The following is a 17,284-nucleotide window of genomic DNA, read 5'->3' as shown; positions in this document are numbered from 1 at the left end:
CCAATGGCCGTTAGCAAGGTTTCCGACGCCGATTTCGAAGCCGAAGTGCTCAAGGCGAACGGCCCCGTGGTCGTCGATTTCTGGGCCGAATGGTGCGGCCCCTGCCGCATGATCGCCCCCGCCCTCGACGAGATCGCCGGCGCGATGGGCGACAAGGTCAAGATCGTGAAGCTCAATGTCGACGAGAGCCCGAAGACCGCGTCCAAGTACGGCGTGATGTCGATCCCGACCCTGATGATCTTCAAGGGCGGCGAGATGGCCTCCCGCCAGGTCGGCGCGGCGCCGAAGGCGAAGCTGCAGCAGTGGATCACCTCCGCGGTCTGATCCACCCGAGCCGCTATTATTTTCGACAACGGCCGGCGAAATGCCGGCCGTTTGCGTTGACGGGACGTGTCTTGCGTATGACGAGTCCCACCCTTGCCCGCCCCTCCCAAAAAACGCCCGGGAAAATCCACCTCGCTCGTCGCGATGGAGGCGAAGTCGGTCGATGCCATCCCGCGCAGCAAGGAGTGGCAGTACGAGCCGAAATGGGATGGCTTTCGCTGCCTGCTGTCGCGTGATGGCGGCAGCATCGATCTGCGCTCGAAATCCGGCGAGGACCTCGCGCGCTATTTTCCCGAGATCGTCAGCGCTGCCTTGAAGCTGAGAGCGGACCCGTTCACGCTCGACGGCGAGATCGTGGTGCCGCAGGGCAAGGGCTTTTCCTTCGACGCGCTGCTGCAGCGGATTCATCCCGCCGCAAGCCGCGTGACGAAGCTCGCGCAGGAGACGCCGGCGCTGTATCTCACCTTTGATCTGCTCGCGACAGCCAGGGAGAAGCAGCTTGCCGGAAAGCCGCTGAGCGAGCGGCGGCCGGCGTTGGAAGCATTTGCCAAGGCCCATCTGAAGGGCAGCATCTTCCGCCTCTCGCCGACGACGCCGAGCTACGCCACCGCGAAAAAATGGCTGGCGCAATCCGGCGGCGGCTCGGACGGCGTCATCGCCAAGCGCGTCGACCTGCCCTATCAGGCGGGAAACCGCGACGGCATGCAGAAGATCAAGAAATTCCGCAGCGCCGATTGCGTGGTCGGCGGCTTCCGCTACGCCACCAACAAGCTCGCCGGCCGCAAGGTGGTCGGCTCGCTGCTGCTCGGACTCTATGACGACAAAGGGCTACTGCATCATGTCGGCTTTACCTCGGCGATCAAGACCGCGGCAAAGCCTGCTCTGACCGATCGGCTGGAGGCGTTGATCGGCGAGCCCGGCTTCACCGGCAACGCGCCGGGCGGGCCGAGCCGCTGGTCCACCGAGCGCTCCGCAAAATGGTGCCCGCTCAAGCCAAAGCTGGTGATCGAGGTCTGCTACGACCATTTCAGCGGCGAGCGTTTTCGCCACGGCACCTCGATCCTGCGCTGGCGCCCCGACAAGGCACCGCGGCAATGCAATTTCGATCAGTTGAAACAGAAGGTGGCCGATCCGATGAAGCTGTTGAAGTACCCGTAGCTATTTGATCCAGCCCGTCGCCAGCGCGTTCGCCAACTCCGCCTGGCCATTGCGGCGTGCGAGCGCGGCCATCGTCTCGTGATCGTACGCGACGTGGCGGAACGTCACCTGCCAGGCGCCGTTAGAGAGTTCGAGGATCGCATAGCGCGCGTGCGGCGTGCCGGCTTCGACGACATGCGGGAACGGATGCTTGTCGCGATAGCCGGGGCTACCGACGCTGCCGGGATTGACGATCAGCCGGCCGTCGCGCAAGCGCACCGCGCGGGCGAGATGGGTGTGAGCGCAGAGGATTAGCGGCAGCGTGACGCCTTGCGCGAGCTGCTCGATGCGGTCCAGCGGCGATAGCGCCACCGTGCCATCGGGATGCACGGTGTCGAGCCAGTAGACTTCATCGTTGTCAGGCGTTGCGTGGCAGAGGAACACCTGATCGCGAAACACCCGCGTCATCGGCTGCGCGCGCAGCCAGTCGAGCTGCACCGCATTGAGCTGTGCATGCGCGGGGCGGTCCCACGAGCCCATCTTTTCCGGCGGACGGTCGAGCAGATAGCGGTCGTGATTGCCGAGCACGTGGACGGCGTCGAGCTTCATCAATATCTCGATGGTCCGACGCGCATCGAGCGGTCCGCTCAGCATGTCGCCGAGATTGACGATGTCGGTGATATCGAGGGCGCGGATGTCGGCGAGCACCGCCTCCAGCGCGAGATAGTTTCCGTGGACGTCGGCAATCGCGGCAAAACGCATTGTTGTCCTCACTCTCGTGCGCCGGACGCGGCGCAGCACATCAGTGGTGCGCTGCTGAGCCGGGGGCCATGTCGCGGCATGCTGAGTCCCGGTTCAGCGGAGCAGCGTTGCACGCTGCACCGCGTCCGGGACACGAGACCGACTATGCAGGAGGCGTGCCGTTGATGGCGAGCACGTGCCCGGCGAGATAGAGCGAGCCGGTGATCAGGATGCGCGGGGGCACCTCGTAAGCCAGCTTCGCCAGGGCGCGGAGCGCAGGCTCGATGCCGGGCGCGGGCTCGACCCGCATGCCGAGGCTGCGCGCCGCATCGGCGAGGCGGTCGACCGGCATCGCATTTTCGGTATCGGGGATCGGCACCGCGATGATGTGACGGGTGAGGCCGGCGAAATTGGCGAGAAAGCCCAGCGCGTCCTTGTTGGCCATCATGCCGGCGATCACGACCAGCGGCCGCGACACGCGCTCTTCGAGATCGCCGAGAGCGGCGGCCGCAACGCGTCCGCCTTCGGCATTGTGGCCGCCGTCGAGCCAGATCTCCGAACCCTGCGGCCCCCAAGGAAGCAGCGCGCCCGTGGTGATGCGCTGCATCCGCGCCGGCCATTCCGCACCGACGATGCCGGCCTCGAATGCCGCGTGATTGATCCTGAAATTCGGGATCGCGCGCAGCGTCGCGATCGCAAGGCCTGCATTGTCGAACTGGTGGCGGCCGAACAGGCGCGGTGCGGCGAGATCCATCAGGCCGCGCTCGTCGGAATAGACCAGGCGTCCGTGCTCGACATTGACGTGCCAGCTCTCGTTCGCGGCAAACAGTGGCGCGCGCATGCGCTTGGCTTGCGCCTCGATCACGGCCATCGCCTCGCCCATCTGCTCGGCGCAAATCACGGGCACGCCGCGCTTGATGATCGCTGCCTTCTCAGCGGCGATCGACGTCAGCGTGTCGCCGAGGAAATCCATGTGGTCCATGCTGACCGGCGTGATCACGCAGGCCGCTGGCGCGTCGATCACGTTGGTCGAATCGAGCCGGCCGCCGAGGCCGACTTCGAGCAGCACGACATCGGCCGGGTTCTGCGCGAAGAGAAGGAAGGCGGCAGCGGTCTTCAGCTCGAACACCGTTGCGGCCTCGCCGGCATTGACGCGTTCGACCTCTTCCAGCGCCGCGCGCAGCTCGTCGTCGCCGACGAGCGCGCCGCCACCGACGCGACCAAGGCGAAAACATTCGTTGATGCGGACGAGATAGGGCGAGGTGTAGGCGTGGACGCGCAGGCCGGCGGCTTCCAGCGTCGCGCGCAGATAAGCGAGCGTCGAGCCCTTGCCGTTGGTGCCGGCGATGTGGATCACCGGCGGCAGCTTGCGCTCGGGGTGTCCGAGCCGCTCGAGCAGGCGGTGCATCCGCTCAAGGCCCAGATCGATGCGCTTCTGATGCAGGGCCGACAGCCGCCCGATCAACGCGTCGAGCGACGGCTTTGCGTTATCAGCGGACGCGTTCACGCGTGGGGCGCAGCCGGCGCTGTCTCAGCGGCCGACACGATCTGCGCGGGGCTGACGATTGGCTGCACCGCTTTCGAGGCGCCATCTTGCGCCGGCGCCTTGGTCAGCAGGCGGCAGAGCCGCGCCAGGGTCGGACGCAGCTCGTGGCGATGCACGACCATGTCGACCATGCCGTGCTCCTTCAGATATTCGGCGCGCTGGAAACCCTCCGGCAGTTTCTCGCGGATGGTCTGCTCGATCACGCGTGCGCCGGCAAAACCGATCAACGCGCCGGGCTCGGCGATCTGCACGTCGCCCAGCATGGCGTAGGACGCGGTGACGCCGCCGGTGGTCGGGTTGGTCAGCACGACGATATAGGGCAGCTTTGCCTCGCGCAGCATCTGCACCGCGACCGTGGTGCGCGGCATCTGCATCAGCGACAGGATGCCTTCCTGCATGCGGGCACCGCCAGATGCGGCGAACACGATGAACGGCGACTTCTTCTCGACCGCAAGCTCGAGCCCGCGCACGATGGCCTCGCCCGCGGCCATGCCGAGCGAGCCACCCATGAAATCGAAATCCTGCACGGCGACGACGACGGCCGCGCCCTCGAGCTTGCCGTAGCCAACCTTGATCGCGTCGTTGAGGTTGGTCCGCGCCCGCGCATCCTTGATGCGGTCGACATACTTCTTCTCGTCGCGGAACTTGAGCGGATCGGGCGTCACGTCAGGCAACGCGACATCGAACCAGGTCTCGTTGTCGAAGATCGACTTCAGACGCGCCACCGCGCCCATGCGCATGTGGTAGTTCGAGCCGGGGATGACGAACTGGTTGGCCTCGACGTCCTTGTAGAACACGAGCTGTCCGGAATCCGGGCACTTGATCCACAAATTCTCCGGCGTCTCCCGCCGCAGCATGTTGCGGATCTTCGGCCGGACCACATTGGTAAGCCAGTTCATGGTTTGCTCCGATGTGCGAGCCCGCCTCGCGGGATCGCCTGAAAGGATATATGGCGGCCGGGCCACTGCCCGGCAAGCCGCCGTGTCGTCCGCGTTAGAGCATGATCCGGAAAAGTGTGAAGCGGCTTTCCGACAAGATCATGCTCAAACTAAAGAGCTAAAGCGGAATTATGGCCTATTCGGCCGCCTGTTTCGCGCCCTTGACGCCCTGGGCCAGGGCTGCCGTCAGCTCAGCCACGGCGTTAACGGTTTTGGCGGTCGCCCGCCCCTCGGCATCGAGGCTGTTCTTGAGCGCGTCGACCAGCGCAGTGCCGACCACCGAACCATCGGCCTTCTCGGCAATGGCGCGCGCCGCCTCCGGCGTGCGGATGCCAAAACCAACGCAGATCGGCAGCTTGGTATGCCGCTTGATGCGCGCGACAGCTGCACCGACGGCATTGGCGTCCGCCGCCGCTGCACCGGTGATGCCGGCGATGGAGACGTAATAGACAAAGCCTGATGTGTTCGCGAGCACCGCGGGCAGGCGCTTGTCGTCGGTGGTCGGGGTCGCCAAGCGAATGAAGTTCAAGCCCGCCTTCAGCGCAGGAATGCAGAGCTCGTCATCTTCCTCCGGCGGCAAATCGACGATGATGAGGCCGTCGACGCCGGCCGTCTTGGCATCAGCCAAAAACTTATCGACCCCGTAAATGTAGATCGGATTGTAATAGCCCATCAGCACCAGCGGCGTGACGTTGTCGTCCTTGCGGAAGTCGCGCACCAGCTCCAGCGTCTTCTTCAAGGTCATGCCGTTTTTGAGCGCGCGCAGACCTGCCGCCTGAATCGAGGGACCATCCGCCATCGGATCGGTGAAGGGAATGCCGAGTTCGATGACGTCGGCGCCTGCCTTGGGCAGCGCCTTGACGATATTGAGCGAAGTCGTGAGATCGGGATCGCCGGCCATCACATAGGTGACGAAGGCCGAGCGCCCCGCTTTTTTCAGCTCGGCGAAACGGGTGTCGATACGCGTGGTCACTTGCTCTTGCCCCTCAGGATGTCGCCGACCTGCGGGACGTCCTTGTCGCCGCGGCCGGAGAGATTGACGACCATCAGGTGGTCTTTCGGCCGCTTCGGTGCGAGCTCCATCACCTTGGCGATGGCGTGCGCGGGCTCGAGCGCGGGGATGATGCCTTCGAGACGCGACAGCAGCTGGAACGCGGCGAGCGCCTCGTCGTCGGTCGCGGAGAGATAATTGACGCGGCCGATCTCGTGCAGCCAGGAATGCTCGGGGCCGATGCCGGGATAGTCGAGGCCGGCCGAGATCGAATGCGCGTCCTGGATCTGGCCGTCTTCATTCATCAAGAGATAGGTGCGGTTGCCGTGCAGCACGCCGGGACGGCCGCCCGCGATCGAAGCCGCATGCAGCTGCGTCAGCCCATGACCGGCGGCTTCGACGCCAAAGATCTCGACGGAGGGATCGTCGAGGAACGGATGGAACAGGCCCATCGCGTTCGAGCCGCCGCCGATGCAGGCGACCAGCGAATCCGGCAGGCGACCCTCGATCTCCTGCATCTGGGTCTTGGTCTCGTTGCCGATGATCGACTGGAAGTCGCGCACCAGCGTCGGATAGGGATGCGGACCCGCGACCGTGCCGATGCAGTAGAACGTGTTGTGCACGTTGGTGACCCAGTCGCGCAACGCCTCGTTCATGGCGTCCTTCAGCGTGCGCGTGCCCGACTGCACCGGAAACACCTTTGCGCCCAGCATCTCCATGCGGATGACGTTGGGCTGCTGCCGCTCGACGTCGACGGCGCCCATATAGACGACGCATTCGAGGCCGAAGCGCGCGCACAGCGTCGCGGTCGCGACACCGTGCTGGCCGGCGCCGGTCTCGGCGATGATGCGCTTCTTGCCCATGCGCCGCGCCAGCATGATCTGGCCGAGCACGTTGTTCACCTTGTGCGAGCCGGTGTGGTTGAGCTCTTCGCGCTTCAGGTAGATCTTGGCGCCGCCCAGATGTTCGGTGAGACGCTCGGCGAAATAGAGCGGCGAGGGCCGGCCGACATAGTTCTTGAGATAGCCGTTCATCTCGGCCTGGAAGCCTGGATCGGCCTTGGCCGCGGTGTAGGCCTTCTCCAGATCGAGGATCAGCGGCATCAGGGTTTCGGCGACGAAGCGTCCGCCGAAGATGCCGAAATGGCCGCGCTCATCGGGCCCGCTGCGGTAGGAGTTTGGTTTGGCGATGTTCATCGTACGCTCAACTCTTGAGTGGCGCGCGCGGCGCGAATGAAGGCCTCGATCAGCTGCGGATCCTTGACGCCGGGTGCGCTCTCGACACCGGAGGAGACGTCGACGCCGCCGGCGCGGGTGACGCGGACCGCTTCGGCGACGTTGCCGGCATCGAGCCCGCCCGAGACCATGTAGGGCAATTTCAGATCGAGATTTTCCAGCAGGTGCCAGTCGAACGGCGCGCCCAGGCCGCCGGGCCGGGTCGCATCCTTCGGCGCCCGCGCATCGAACAGGATGCGGTCGGCGACTGCGGCATAGCCGGGCAGCACGGCGAGATCGGCGGCGGTTGCGACCGGCACCGCCTTCATCACCGGGCGGCCGAACCGCTGCTTGATGTCGCGCAGCCGCGCCACGCTCTCCTTGCCATGCAGCTGCAAGATGTCCGGCGACAGCGCATCCATGATGTTGTCGAGCGTGGCGTCATCGGCATCGACGGTGAGCGCGACCTTGAGCGCGCGACGCTTCACCTGGCGGCCGAGGTCACGGCCGGCTTCCAGCGACAGATGCCGCGGCGACGGCGGAAAGAACACGAACCCCACCATGTCGGCGCCGGCGTCGAGCGCGACGTCAAGCGTCTCGCGCGTGGACAGGCCGCAGATTTTGACGAGCAGGGACATGGTCTCAAAGCGGGTAGCGGCCGCAAGGGGCGGCCGGGAAACGGGTTTTTCGGTCGGGGCCGCTTCTACAACGTCGCGCGCTGCTTGTCTCGCCCGATAGGCCCGTAAAGGCCCACCCCCGAGGGGACGGGGAGGCGCTGGGATTCGGGCTTTGCGGCGGCCATTTGGGCCCGCAGATCGGCCAGCTCGACCCGGGCAGCCCGTGCATCCGCATCGTTCCGTCGCGCCGCGCGGCGCCAGCGCCGCTGGCCGAACCAGACCGCACAGCCGCCGGCGACGACCCCGATGGCGGCCACCAGGATCAGCAGCAGGAACAGCGGCAGCGTCACCGCGAAGGACGGATCGTCGGTGACGAAGGGATCGAAGGAGACCGTGACGAAGTGCCGGTTGGCGACGGCGAAGGTCACCAGGATCAGGCCCAGCGGAATCACGATCAGCGCGGTCAGGAACTTTCGCATCGCGATCGCTCGTCTTGAATCAAGCTTGCTGCCGCATCATGCGGCCGTTCGGTTAAGCGCCGACGACAGCCTTAGTCTGCAGCGCCGGGATCCGGATGGTCGCGGTTCAACCGCTCGCGCATTTCCTTGCCGGTCTTGAAGAACGGAACGCTCTTCTGGTCGACGGGCACATGGGCGCCGGTGCGCGGATTGCGCCCGGCGCGTGCAGGGCGATGCTTGACCGAGAAGGCACCGAAACCGCGCAGCTCGACGCGGTCACCGCGCGCGAGGGCCGCTACGATCTCTTCGAGAATCGCATTCACAATGTTCTCGACATCCCGCTGGTACAGATGCGGGTTGTGCTCGGCGATACGCTGAACAAGTTCGGATTTGATCATCGAGAGATAGGACCCGGAAGCGTGCGGATGACCATTTCCGTGAAAATACTGTGATCTGTCAAGACGCTAAATCAAGGTTGAGTGTCGGGAAAATACGTGACAAATGCCGGAAAAGCGGGCTGACGGGCCACCCGCCAGACGGGAAAATCCTCTAGACCTCGCCCGGTTCCCGTCAATTCGACGCCGCCGGCTGCCACAGGGCCAGCATTCCATCCATTCCGACCCGATCCACGGCCTGTATCACCCCAGTTTGCCCGATCTGATGCGCAATCGCGCCTAAACCAAGCGCTTCCAGCGTCACAGCGGCTGCAGTCTTGAGGAATGGCAGATCGCTAAAGCGCGGCTGGAGCTTGTAATCGCGCACCGAAAGACCCTTCTTGACGCCTTTCTGCTCGACCAGCCAGGTCACCGCCGTCTTCTCATCGCCGATCTGATCGATCAGCTTGAGATCGATCGCCTGGCGTCCGGTGAAGACGCGGCCGTCAGCGACTTTTTCCAGCTGCGTGTCATCCATGCCACGCCGGTCCTTCACCAGGCCCTTGAACCAGGCATAGGAATCCTTCACCAGCGCATCGAGCGCGGCCCGCGCCTCAGGGCTGGTCGGCTCAAAACCGTTCGGCGCGGCCTTCAGCGGCGAGGATTTGACCTCCTCGACCTTGACGCCGATCGTCTTCAGGAGCTCGGCGACGTTGGGATACTGGAACAGCACGCCGATCGAGCCGACCAGCGAGCTTTGCTGCGCGATGATGTGGTCGCTCGCGATCGCGGTGATGTAGCCGCCGGAGGCGGCGAGACCCTCGACCACGACGACGAGCGGCTTCTTCGCCTTGAGCCTCACGAGCGAATCGTAGAGCTGCTCGGAGCCGGCGGTGGTACCGCCCGGCGAGTTGATGTGAACGATGACGGCGGCGGCCTGCGAGTTCTCCAGCCGCTCCAGCGCCTGCGTGCGGTCGGAGTCGCTGCGGATCAGGCCTTCGATCTGCACCCGCGCGATCGACCCGGCGGATGCGAAGGTGCCGCGCGCGCCGGGCGTTGCGACCATCGCGAAGCCCGCAATCGCAGCGATCGCGATCAGCGCGGCCATCACGCGCCAGAACGTCAGCTTGCGGCGGATCCTGCGGCGATCGACGATGATGTCCGAATCGAGCGACATCGGAATATCTCCAAATGAAAGGCGCGTCCAAGTGAAAGGCCTGGCGCGTTGTGCCGTCACAGCGTGACGATTGGCTTATCTCGATACATCAATTGCGGCGCAATTTGAAGAAATGAAGGCTGTGCGGCGGTGTAGCCCGCACGCTGCCACATACCCGCCGTCGTCCCGGACAAGTGCAGCGAAGCGGAGCGCCGATCCGGCAACTGTTATGTTGGGTTGGCTTTCAGGTACGGCTTTCTGTCACGCATCATGGCATTGAGGACCGTTAGCAGCTTCCTGGCGACGGCAATGAGGGCGAGCTTGGCTGGTTTGCCGGCCCGTCGCAGCCGTGCGTAGAAGGCCTTGAACGGATCGGCCCTGCGAACCGCGTTGAGCGCAGCCATGTAGAGGGCGTCACGGACGCGCTTTCGGCCGCCGGCAATCTTGCGTTTGCCGCGGAAGGCTCCGCTGTCGACGTTGAAGGGAGCCAGGCCGGCGAGCGCCGCGATCTGCTTGGCTCCCACATGTCCGAGTTCCGGCATCTTCGCGATGAGTTGCATGCAAGCCACGGGACCCACGCCAGGCAGTGAGCGCATCAATCGCGCATCGTCCGCAATCTCTCGCTCGGCTTTGATTAGTCCCCTGATGTCGGCCTCGATCTCGGCGATCTCGCCGTCGAGGACTTCAATGAGGCGACCGATGCGCTCGGCCATGGCACGGTCGTCGGTCTCGCTGCGCCGGTTCTTCTCCTGCGCGCGCATGCGAACCAGCTGATCTCGCCGTTTTGCAAGTCCCGCCAAGGCGTTGCGGGCGGGATTGGCAGTCGGCTCCGTTGCTGGCTGCATGGCCCGCGCAAAGGCTGCCAGCATTCGCGCGTCGATCGGGTCGGTCTTGGCGAGCTGCCCGCTGGCGCGCGCGAAGTCACGAGCCCGGGCCGGGTTGATCCGGGCGAAACGGATGCCGGCCTCGCTCAGCGCTTCGCGAAGCTCGAGGTCATAAACACCCGTGGCCTCGAAGACGACCAGCACATCGCATCGCCAACGCGCCGCGATCTGGGTGATGGCCTGCGTCGCGTTGGCGATGCGCTCCGGCACGCCCAGGCCTTCATCGAAGATATCGAGATATTGTTTGGAGACGTCGATTCCGACGCAACGAAGGGGTATGATCACGGTGCCTGTCCCTGTGATGCGAGGTCTGTTGGCGCAGCCTCGTGCAACTGTTCAGGTTGGTAATGGAACGGGCGGGAGACCGAGCCGGCTCACGGCGTCAAGCGCCAAGGACCCAACGGCTTCCCGCCCAACCCATCCTGACAGACTTCCAAGACACAGGGACCCATAACCCCGGGGAGCGGTTTGGCGAAGACTCGGAGTTATCAGCTTCGCGCAACAACTACTCCCTGGGGTTATGGGTCCCCGCCTTCGCGGGGACGACAACTGAGCGAGCAACAAAAAAGCCCCGGCTTTCGCCGGGGCTCTGATGTCAGCAAAACGAACGTTTCGCTTACTTGCTGTCGCGGTTCTTGAGCGCGGTGCCCAGGATGTCGCCGAGCGTCGCACCCGAATCGGAGGAGCCGTACTGCGCGATGGCTTCCTTCTCTTCGGCGACTTCGAGCGCCTTGATCGACACCTGGACCTTGCGGGCCTTCTTGTCGAACTGGATCACGCGGGCATCGACCTTCTCGCCGACGGCGAAGCGTTCGGCGCGCTGGTCGTTGCGGTCACGCGCGAGCTCCGAGCGCTTGATGAAGGTGGTGAAGTCGGTACCGGCGATCTTCACCTCGATGCCGCTCTCCTTCACCTCGAGCACTTCGCAGGTCACGACCGCGCCCTTCTTGACATCGCCCGGCTCGGCGAAGGGGTCGCCTTCGAGCTGCTTGATGCCGAGCGAGATACGCTCCTTCTCGACATCCACATCGAGCACCACGGCCTTCACCATGTCGCCCTTCTTGTAGTTGTCGATCACCTGCTCGCCCGGAAGCTTCCAGTCGAGATCGGAGAGATGGACCATGCCGTCGACGTCGCCCTCGAGACCCAGGAACAGACCGAACTCGGTCTTGTTCTTGACCTCGCCCTCGACCACCGAACCGGTCGGGTGACCTTCGACGAAGACCTCCCAGGGGTTGCGCATGGTCTGCTTGAGGCCGAGCGAGATGCGGCGCTTGACGGAATCGACTTCCAGCACCTGCACGTCGACTTCCTGCGAGGTCGACACGATCTTGCCGGGATGCATGTTCTTCTTGGTCCACGACATCTCGGAGACGTGGATCAGGCCTTCGATGCCCGGCTCGAGCTCGACGAACGCACCGTAGTCGGTGATGTTGGTGACACGGCCGGTGAAGCGGGCACCCAGCGGGTACTTGGCTTCGATGCCCTGCCACGGATCGTCCAGCAGCTGCTTCATGCCCAGCGAGATGCGGTGCGTCTCGTGGTTGATCTTGATGATCTTGACCTTCACGGTCTGGCCGATCGAGAGCACCTCGGTCGGGTGGTTGACGCGGCGCCACGCGATGTCGGTGACGTGCAGCAGGCCGTCGATGCCGCCGAGATCAACGAACGCACCGTAATCGGTGATGTTCTTGACCACGCCGTCGATGACCTGACCCTCTTCGAGGTTCTGCACCAGCTCCTGGCGCTGCTCGGCGCGGGTCTCTTCGAGAACCGTGCGGCGGGACACCACGATGTTGCCGCGGCGGCGGTCCATCTTGAGGATCTGGAACGGCTGCGAGTTGTTCATCAGCGGCGCAACGTCGCGGATCGGACGGATGTCGACCTGCGAGCGCGGCAGGAACGCCACGGCACCGTCGAGGTCGACGGTGAAGCCGCCCTTGACCTGGTTGAAGATGACGCCGTTGACCTTCTCGTTGTTCTGGAACGCCTTCTCGAGCTTGCCCCAGCTCTCCTCGCGGCGCGCCTTGTCGCGCGACAGCACGGCTTCGCCGAGGGCGTTCTCGATGCGATCGAGGAACACTTCCACCTCGTCGCCGACCTTGAGTTCAGAGTCACGGCCGGGGCCGGAAAATTCGCGCAGGGCCACGCGGCCCTCGGTCTTCAGGCCGACGTCGATGACGGCCATGTCCTTTTCAATTGCAACCACCTTGCCCTTGACGACGGAGCTTTCCTGCAGGTTGCCACCTGCGAAGGACTCGTCGAGCATCGCGGCGAAATCATCGCGCGAGGGGCTATAGGTATCAGCAGAAGTCGAAGCCATTTGTTCTCCAGTTGCGGATGTCTTGCCGGCCGTTGGGTTCAAGGGCGCATCGCACACGCAGTGTCGGAAGGTCCGCAAAACCTTCGAGCGACCGCTCGTTGCCCGGGCCTTGCGGCCAGAACAACGGAAACGGGCCGGCTGAGGCCCGCGCATTCGATACGTGGAATTCTTGTGTCCGGAGCCTGGATCGCGCCGGTCCCCAAACCAGGGACCGAGGGTATCGACCTCAAAGAGCGGGAGCGGGCACTTCCTCCAATGACGGCGGCGGCTTAACCCCGCGACCGGCCCGCTCGGACAGCCTCGATAATGTCGATGGCGGCCCGGACGCCGCCTTCTATATCCAGTTGGGAGTTATCTAGCAAGTAAGCATCCGGGGCCGGTTTTAAAGGCGCAATCGGCCGGTTCTTGTCGCGTTCGTCGCGCTGGATGATGTCGGCAAGCACGGCCGCCTCGTCCGCGTCTTCGCCCCTCGCCCTTGCCTCCATGGTCCGTCGCCGCGCACGGACCTTGGGGTCGGCAACCACGAAGATCTTCACGTCGGCATGCGGGCAGATCACGGTTCCAATGTCCCGGCCGTCCAGCACCGCACCGGGCGGATCGGCGGCAAATTGCCGCTGGAAATTGAGCAGGACTTCGCGAACCCTGGGAATGGCCGAAACAATGGACGCGCCCTCACCGGCCTCCTGGGTCTTCAGCGCGGGGTTGCCGAACTTTTCGGGGTCGAGTTCCAGCGCCGCCTGCACCGCCGCTGCCTCATCCCGGAGATCATGACCCGACTGCATCAAGGCATAGGCCACCGCGCGATAGATCACGCCGGTATCGAGATGACGGTAGCCGTAATGATGGGCAAGGCGCTTGCCGAGCGTCCCCTTGCCCGAGGCGGCGGGCCCGTCGATGGCGATGATCATGAAAACTCGGCCCCTAGCGAACGCATCATCGGAATGAAATCCGGGAAACTGGTGGCGATGAACGCGGTGTCGTCGACCGTCACGGGCTGGTCGGAGGCGCAGCCCATCACCAGCGCGGACATCGCGATGCGATGGTCCATATGGGTCGCGACTGTGCCGCCGCCGGGGACATGGCCGCGGCCCTCGACGATCAGATCGTCGCCGGCGATTTCGACCTTGACGCCGTTGACGCGGAGCATGTCGGCGGTGGCCTCGAGACGGTCGGACTCCTTGACGCGCAGCTCCTGCAGGCCGCGCATGATGGTCGTGCCCTCGGCGAAGGAGGCCGCCACGGCCAGCACGAGATATTCGTCGATCATCGAGGGCGCGCGTTCCGGCGGTACCTCGACGCCGCGCAGTTTCGACGCGCGCACGCGCAATTGCGCCATCGGCTCGCCGGCATCGCCCCGCACGTCGCTTTCCTCGATCGAGGCGCCCATTTCGCGCAGCGTGGCGAACAGGCCGGTGCGCAGCGGATTGGTCATGACGTCCGACAGCACGATGTCGGAGCCTTCGACGATCAGCGCAGCGACGATCGGGAATGCCGCAGAAGACGGGTCGGCGGGCACCACGACGTTGGCACCATGCAGCTCGGGCTGACCGACGAGCGTGATGCGGCGGCCATGCTGGCCTTCCTGCACCGAGGTGATGTCGGCGCCAAAATGCTTCAGCATCAGCTCCGTGTGGTCGCGGCTGGCCTCGCTCTCGACCACGGTCGTAGTGCCCGGCGCGGCGAGGCCCGCCAGCAGCACGGCCGATTTGATCTGGGCCGAGGCAACCGGGGTCTTGTAGGTGATCGGCAGCGGATCGCGTGCGCCCTGGACGGTCAGCGGCAGGCGGCCACCCTCGCCGCCGGAGACGACCCTGGCGCCCATCTTTTCCAGCGGATCGAGGATCCGGCGCATGGGGCGGCTGCGCAAGGAGGCGTCGCCGTCGAAAATCGCCGAGATCGGGCAGCCGGCGACGGCGCCCATGACCAGCCGGCAGCCGGTGCCTGAATTGCCGAAATCCAGCGCCGCCTTGGGCTGGGCAAAGCCTCCGACGCCCACGCCCTGGACCTTCCAGGCGAAATCGCCGGTGCGCTGGACCTGGGCGCCGAGCGCCTGCATGGATTTGGCGGTGTTGAGGACGTCCTCGCCCTCGAGCAGGCCCGAAATCCTGGTCTCGCCGACCGCGAGTGCGCCCAGGATCAGGGCGCGGTGGGAGATCGACTTGTCCCCGGGCACCCGTACTTTCCCGGTCAGTGGACCGCTGGCGCGCGACCGAAGGGGCGTCGGCTTGTCGGAATGGGTCACGTTATGTCCTTGGATTGGCCCGAAATATCCCTGCGGGGCTCGCGGGGCAGGTACCACATGGTCTCCCCGCCGTCACGGGCATGTCTTTCTCCCGTAATGCGCTATTGACAGCGGGCCGCCAACTAGCCAAGTGAAGCACCGCTTTTCAGACATTCCCAGGATTCCTGCCGTGGCCAAGTCCGAACTCGGAACCAAACGTATTTGCCCGACCACGGGCAAGAAGTTCTACGACCTCAACAAGAATCCGGTGATCTCGCCCTATACCGGCGAAGTGGTTCCGATCGCCCCGGTTGCCCCTGCTCGCGCGCCCCGTGGCGCAGAAGCCCGCAGCATGGCCCAGGACACCGCGCCGGAGCCGGCCGAAGCCGAAGAGATGGTCTCCCTCGAGGAGGCCGATGCCGAGGAGAACACCGGCAAGGTCAAGGCCGTGGTGCCCGAATCGGAGGACGATATCGAGGTCGACGAGACCATCGATGACGACGATGACGATGATTCGACCTTCATTGCCGACGAAGAAGAGGGCGATGAGGACGTGACCGACATCATTGGTGATGTCGGAGGTGATGAAGAGACTTGAGATCAGCCCTGATCTGTGAAAAAGGGTGCACCGCGCGAGTCGCAAGGCTCGCCGGTCGGGAGTGATCCCCCAGGATCATCCCAGGACTTAAGGGGCCATAGCTCAGCTGGGAGAGCGCTTGCATGGCATGCAAGAGGTCGGCGGTTCGATCCCGCCTGGCTCCACCACGCTTCGCCCTTCGGGCTACGCGTGGCGCAGCCACGACGGAGCCTGAAGGGCGAAGCGTGGTGTCCGGCGTAGCCCGAAGGGCGAAGACGGACAGGTGACATTCCCGATCAAACTATCGACGATCCAGTTGGAAGCCGCCAATATAGCGCGCTGGCTTGTTCGGGCTACGCGTGGCGCAGCCACGACGGAGCCTGAAGGGCGTGGTACGTCTACATCATCCAAAGCATCGAATTCCCCGATGAGGAATACATCGGCGCGACCGAGAATTTGAAGCGACGGCTTCCTGAGCACAATGCCGGTAAATCGGCTCACACCGCCAAGTTCAAGCCATGGAAGCTGATCTGGTACTGCGCTTTTCCCGACAAGATGAAGGCCTTGGCATTCGAGAAATATCTCAAGTCACACTCAGGCCGCGCTTTCTCGAAAAAACGGCTCTGCTAACCCCTACTCCCCGATTACCGCATTCAGCCGGTCCCTCAGCGCGACGATCTCGTCCTTCATTGCGACCAGCTCCGACACCGAGCAGTCCGACGCTGCCAGGATCGACTGCGGCACGCTGCGCGCCTTGTCCTTCAGCGCGTGGCCCTGCGGCGTCAGGGCGATCAGCACTTGCCGCTCGTCCTCGCTGGAGCGGGTGCGTCTGACGAGATGCGCGGCCTCTAGCCGCTTCAGGAGCGGCGTCAGCGTGCCCGAATCCAGGAACAGCTTCTCGCCGATGTCCTTGACCGGCACGTCGTCGCGCTCCCACAGCACCAACATCACCAGATATTGCGGATAGGTCAGTCCGAGCCGGTCGAGCAGCGGCTTGTAGACGCGGTTGAAGGCATGCGCGGCCGAATAGACCGCAAAGCAGATCTGATTGTCGAGGCGCTGCGGGTCCAGCGCCGGTATCTTCCGAGGCATAACGAATCTCACGAGGTTTTTCCCATTCTGGGGCCGGCCGGCGGCATATTCAATTGCGGACAATTAAATGTGAGGCCGCGTAATTTCAATTGCGCACAATCTAATTGTCTGCGATATGGACCGGGTCCTAACCCGGAACCCCCAAGGGAGACGAAAATGTCCGTAAACGTCCTCTACAAGACCAGCGCAAAAGCCACCGGCGGCCGCGACGGCCATGCTGCGACCCTCGACGGCGCGCTCGACGTCAAGCTGACCACGCCGAAGGAGCTCGGGGGTGGCGGCGGCGCCGGCAACAATCCCGAGCAGCTGTTCGCGGCCGGCTATGCCGCCTGCTTCATCGGCGCGATGAAGTTCGTGGCCTCGCAGGGCGGCCCGAAGGTTCCGGCTGACGCCTCCGTCACCTCGACCGTCGGCATCGGCCCGCGCTCCGAGGGCGGCTTCGGCCTCGACATCGACCTCGCCGTCTCGCTCCCGGGCCTTGCCCGTGCGGAGGCCGAGGCGCTGGTCGCGAAGGCGCACCAGGTGTGTCCGTACTCCAATGCCACGCGCGGCAATGTCGACGTTCGCCTGACGGTCGTCTGATCCAATGGCGGATTGGCTGGCCCGGGATCCCCCTCGGGCCGGCCGCTTCCGCTTGATTTGCCACCCCGCGGGATTGCCGCGCGGCAGTGCATGCGGCCCTACGCCCGGC

19 protein-coding genes and 1 tRNA gene are annotated in these 17,284 nt (G+C 64.6%); 6 read left to right on the top strand and 14 right to left on the bottom strand.

Translation table 11 applies throughout. The annotated features are described in order from the left end of the window. The first annotated feature begins 3 nt into the window (after positions 1-3). Together trxA and BRAGE_RS0139430 are read left to right on the top strand one after the other, a co-directional pair. On the top strand, positions 4-324 hold the full coding sequence (gene trxA, locus BRAGE_RS0139435) for a thioredoxin (RefSeq protein WP_008540017.1): 321 nt from the start codon (positions 4-6) through the stop codon (positions 322-324). Between the two features lie 144 nt (positions 325-468). Beyond that, positions 469-1,482 carry an ATP-dependent DNA ligase gene (locus tag BRAGE_RS0139430; protein ID WP_027563883.1) on the top strand — a complete coding sequence of 338 codons (1,014 nt, stop codon included), beginning with the start codon at positions 469-471 and terminating at the stop codon, positions 1,480-1,482. On the opposite strand, the gene BRAGE_RS0139425 is transcribed toward BRAGE_RS0139430, so the two are convergent. From BRAGE_RS0139425 to aroA, 13 genes are all read right to left on the bottom strand, one after another. Continuing rightward, positions 1,483-2,223 (bottom strand): metallophosphoesterase family protein, encoded by a 741-nt coding sequence (locus tag BRAGE_RS0139425; RefSeq protein WP_027563882.1) that lies wholly within the window; start codon positions 2,221-2,223, stop codon positions 1,483-1,485. It lies immediately after the preceding gene. Between the two features lie 142 nt (positions 2,224-2,365). Continuing rightward, positions 2,366-3,709: a bifunctional folylpolyglutamate synthase/dihydrofolate synthase gene (locus tag BRAGE_RS0139420; protein WP_027563881.1), complete on the bottom strand. Its 1,344-nt coding sequence runs from the start codon at positions 3,707-3,709 to the stop codon at positions 2,366-2,368. Next, positions 3,706-4,647: an acetyl-CoA carboxylase, carboxyltransferase subunit beta gene (accD, locus tag BRAGE_RS0139415; protein ID WP_027563880.1), complete on the bottom strand. Its 942-nt coding sequence runs from the start codon at positions 4,645-4,647 to the stop codon at positions 3,706-3,708. The genes BRAGE_RS0139420 and accD overlap by 4 nt, the downstream gene beginning before the upstream one ends. Before the next feature lie 175 nt (positions 4,648-4,822). Further along, on the bottom strand, positions 4,823-5,659 hold the full coding sequence (gene trpA, locus BRAGE_RS0139410; protein ID WP_027563879.1) for a tryptophan synthase subunit alpha: 837 nt from the start codon (positions 5,657-5,659) through the stop codon (positions 4,823-4,825). Next, positions 5,656-6,873 (bottom strand): tryptophan synthase subunit beta, encoded by a 1,218-nt coding sequence (trpB, locus tag BRAGE_RS0139405; protein WP_027563878.1) that lies wholly within the window; start codon positions 6,871-6,873, stop codon positions 5,656-5,658. Before trpB ends, trpA begins: the two co-directional genes overlap by 4 nt. Further along, positions 6,870-7,529, bottom strand: coding sequence for a phosphoribosylanthranilate isomerase (locus BRAGE_RS0139400; RefSeq protein ID WP_027563877.1), 660 nt, complete (start codon positions 7,527-7,529; stop codon positions 6,870-6,872). Before BRAGE_RS0139400 ends, trpB begins: the two co-directional genes overlap by 4 nt. 65 nt (positions 7,530-7,594) lie before the next feature. Then, complete coding sequence (locus tag BRAGE_RS0139395) at positions 7,595-7,987, bottom strand: lipopolysaccharide assembly protein LapA domain-containing protein (protein WP_027563876.1); 393 nt, start codon at positions 7,985-7,987, stop codon at positions 7,595-7,597. 71 nt (positions 7,988-8,058) lie between these two features. Further along, on the bottom strand, positions 8,059-8,364 hold the full coding sequence (locus BRAGE_RS0139390; protein WP_008539997.1) for an integration host factor subunit beta: 306 nt from the start codon (positions 8,362-8,364) through the stop codon (positions 8,059-8,061). Positions 8,365-8,536: 172 nt separating this feature from the next. Further along, a complete protein-coding gene (gene sppA, locus BRAGE_RS0139385; protein WP_027563875.1) occupies positions 8,537-9,517 on the bottom strand; it encodes a signal peptide peptidase SppA in 981 nt (326 codons plus the stop codon). 206 nt (positions 9,518-9,723) lie between these two features. Continuing rightward, positions 9,724-10,665, bottom strand: a complete 942-nt coding sequence (locus BRAGE_RS0139380) for an IS110 family transposase (protein ID WP_028146463.1) — start codon at positions 10,663-10,665, stop codon at positions 9,724-9,726. 331 nt (positions 10,666-10,996) lie between these two features. After that, complete coding sequence (rpsA, locus tag BRAGE_RS0139375; protein ID WP_027561579.1) at positions 10,997-12,703, bottom strand: 30S ribosomal protein S1; 1,707 nt, start codon at positions 12,701-12,703, stop codon at positions 10,997-10,999. A gap of 269 nt (positions 12,704-12,972) precedes the next feature. Beyond that, positions 12,973-13,611 (bottom strand): (d)CMP kinase, encoded by a 639-nt coding sequence (gene cmk / locus BRAGE_RS0139370; protein ID WP_027561580.1) that lies wholly within the window; start codon positions 13,609-13,611, stop codon positions 12,973-12,975. Then, positions 13,608-14,945 carry a 3-phosphoshikimate 1-carboxyvinyltransferase gene (gene aroA, locus BRAGE_RS0139365; protein ID WP_027561581.1) on the bottom strand — a complete coding sequence of 446 codons (1,338 nt, stop codon included), beginning with the start codon at positions 14,943-14,945 and terminating at the stop codon, positions 13,608-13,610. The genes cmk and aroA overlap by 4 nt, the downstream gene beginning before the upstream one ends. Positions 14,946-15,114: 169 nt before the next feature. Between aroA and BRAGE_RS0139360 the strand changes: the two genes are divergently transcribed. The 3 genes from BRAGE_RS0139360 to BRAGE_RS0139350 all read left to right on the top strand — a co-directional run bounded on the left by BRAGE_RS0139360 (position 15,115) and on the right by BRAGE_RS0139350 (position 16,131). Next, on the top strand, positions 15,115-15,522 hold the full coding sequence (locus tag BRAGE_RS0139360) for a TIGR02300 family protein (protein WP_027561582.1): 408 nt from the start codon (positions 15,115-15,117) through the stop codon (positions 15,520-15,522). Positions 15,523-15,613: 91 nt separating this feature from the next. Next, a tRNA-Ala gene (locus BRAGE_RS0139355) sits at positions 15,614-15,689 on the top strand. A 214-nt stretch (positions 15,690-15,903) separates the two neighbouring features. Then, positions 15,904-16,131, top strand: a complete 228-nt coding sequence (locus BRAGE_RS0139350) for a GIY-YIG nuclease family protein (protein ID WP_027561583.1) — start codon at positions 15,904-15,906, stop codon at positions 16,129-16,131. A 3-nt stretch (positions 16,132-16,134) separates the two neighbouring features. Here the strand turns inward: BRAGE_RS0139350 and BRAGE_RS0139345 are convergent, their stop codons facing one another. Further along, positions 16,135-16,593 carry a MarR family winged helix-turn-helix transcriptional regulator gene (locus tag BRAGE_RS0139345; RefSeq protein WP_027561584.1) on the bottom strand — a complete coding sequence of 153 codons (459 nt, stop codon included), beginning with the start codon at positions 16,591-16,593 and terminating at the stop codon, positions 16,135-16,137. Positions 16,594-16,749: 156 nt separating this feature from the next. On the opposite strand from BRAGE_RS0139345, the gene BRAGE_RS0139340 reads away from it, so the two are divergent. Continuing rightward, positions 16,750-17,175 carry an organic hydroperoxide resistance protein gene (locus tag BRAGE_RS0139340; protein WP_018645071.1) on the top strand — a complete coding sequence of 142 codons (426 nt, stop codon included), beginning with the start codon at positions 16,750-16,752 and terminating at the stop codon, positions 17,173-17,175. Positions 17,176-17,284 lie beyond the last annotated feature (109 nt).

Origin of the sequence: Bradyrhizobium genosp. SA-4 str. CB756 (assembly GCF_000473125.1) — a bacterium.
In the GTDB taxonomy this organism is placed as follows: Bacteria; Pseudomonadota; Alphaproteobacteria; order Rhizobiales; family Xanthobacteraceae; genus Bradyrhizobium; species Bradyrhizobium arachidis.
This window is presented reverse-complemented; position numbering and strand designations above follow the sequence as displayed.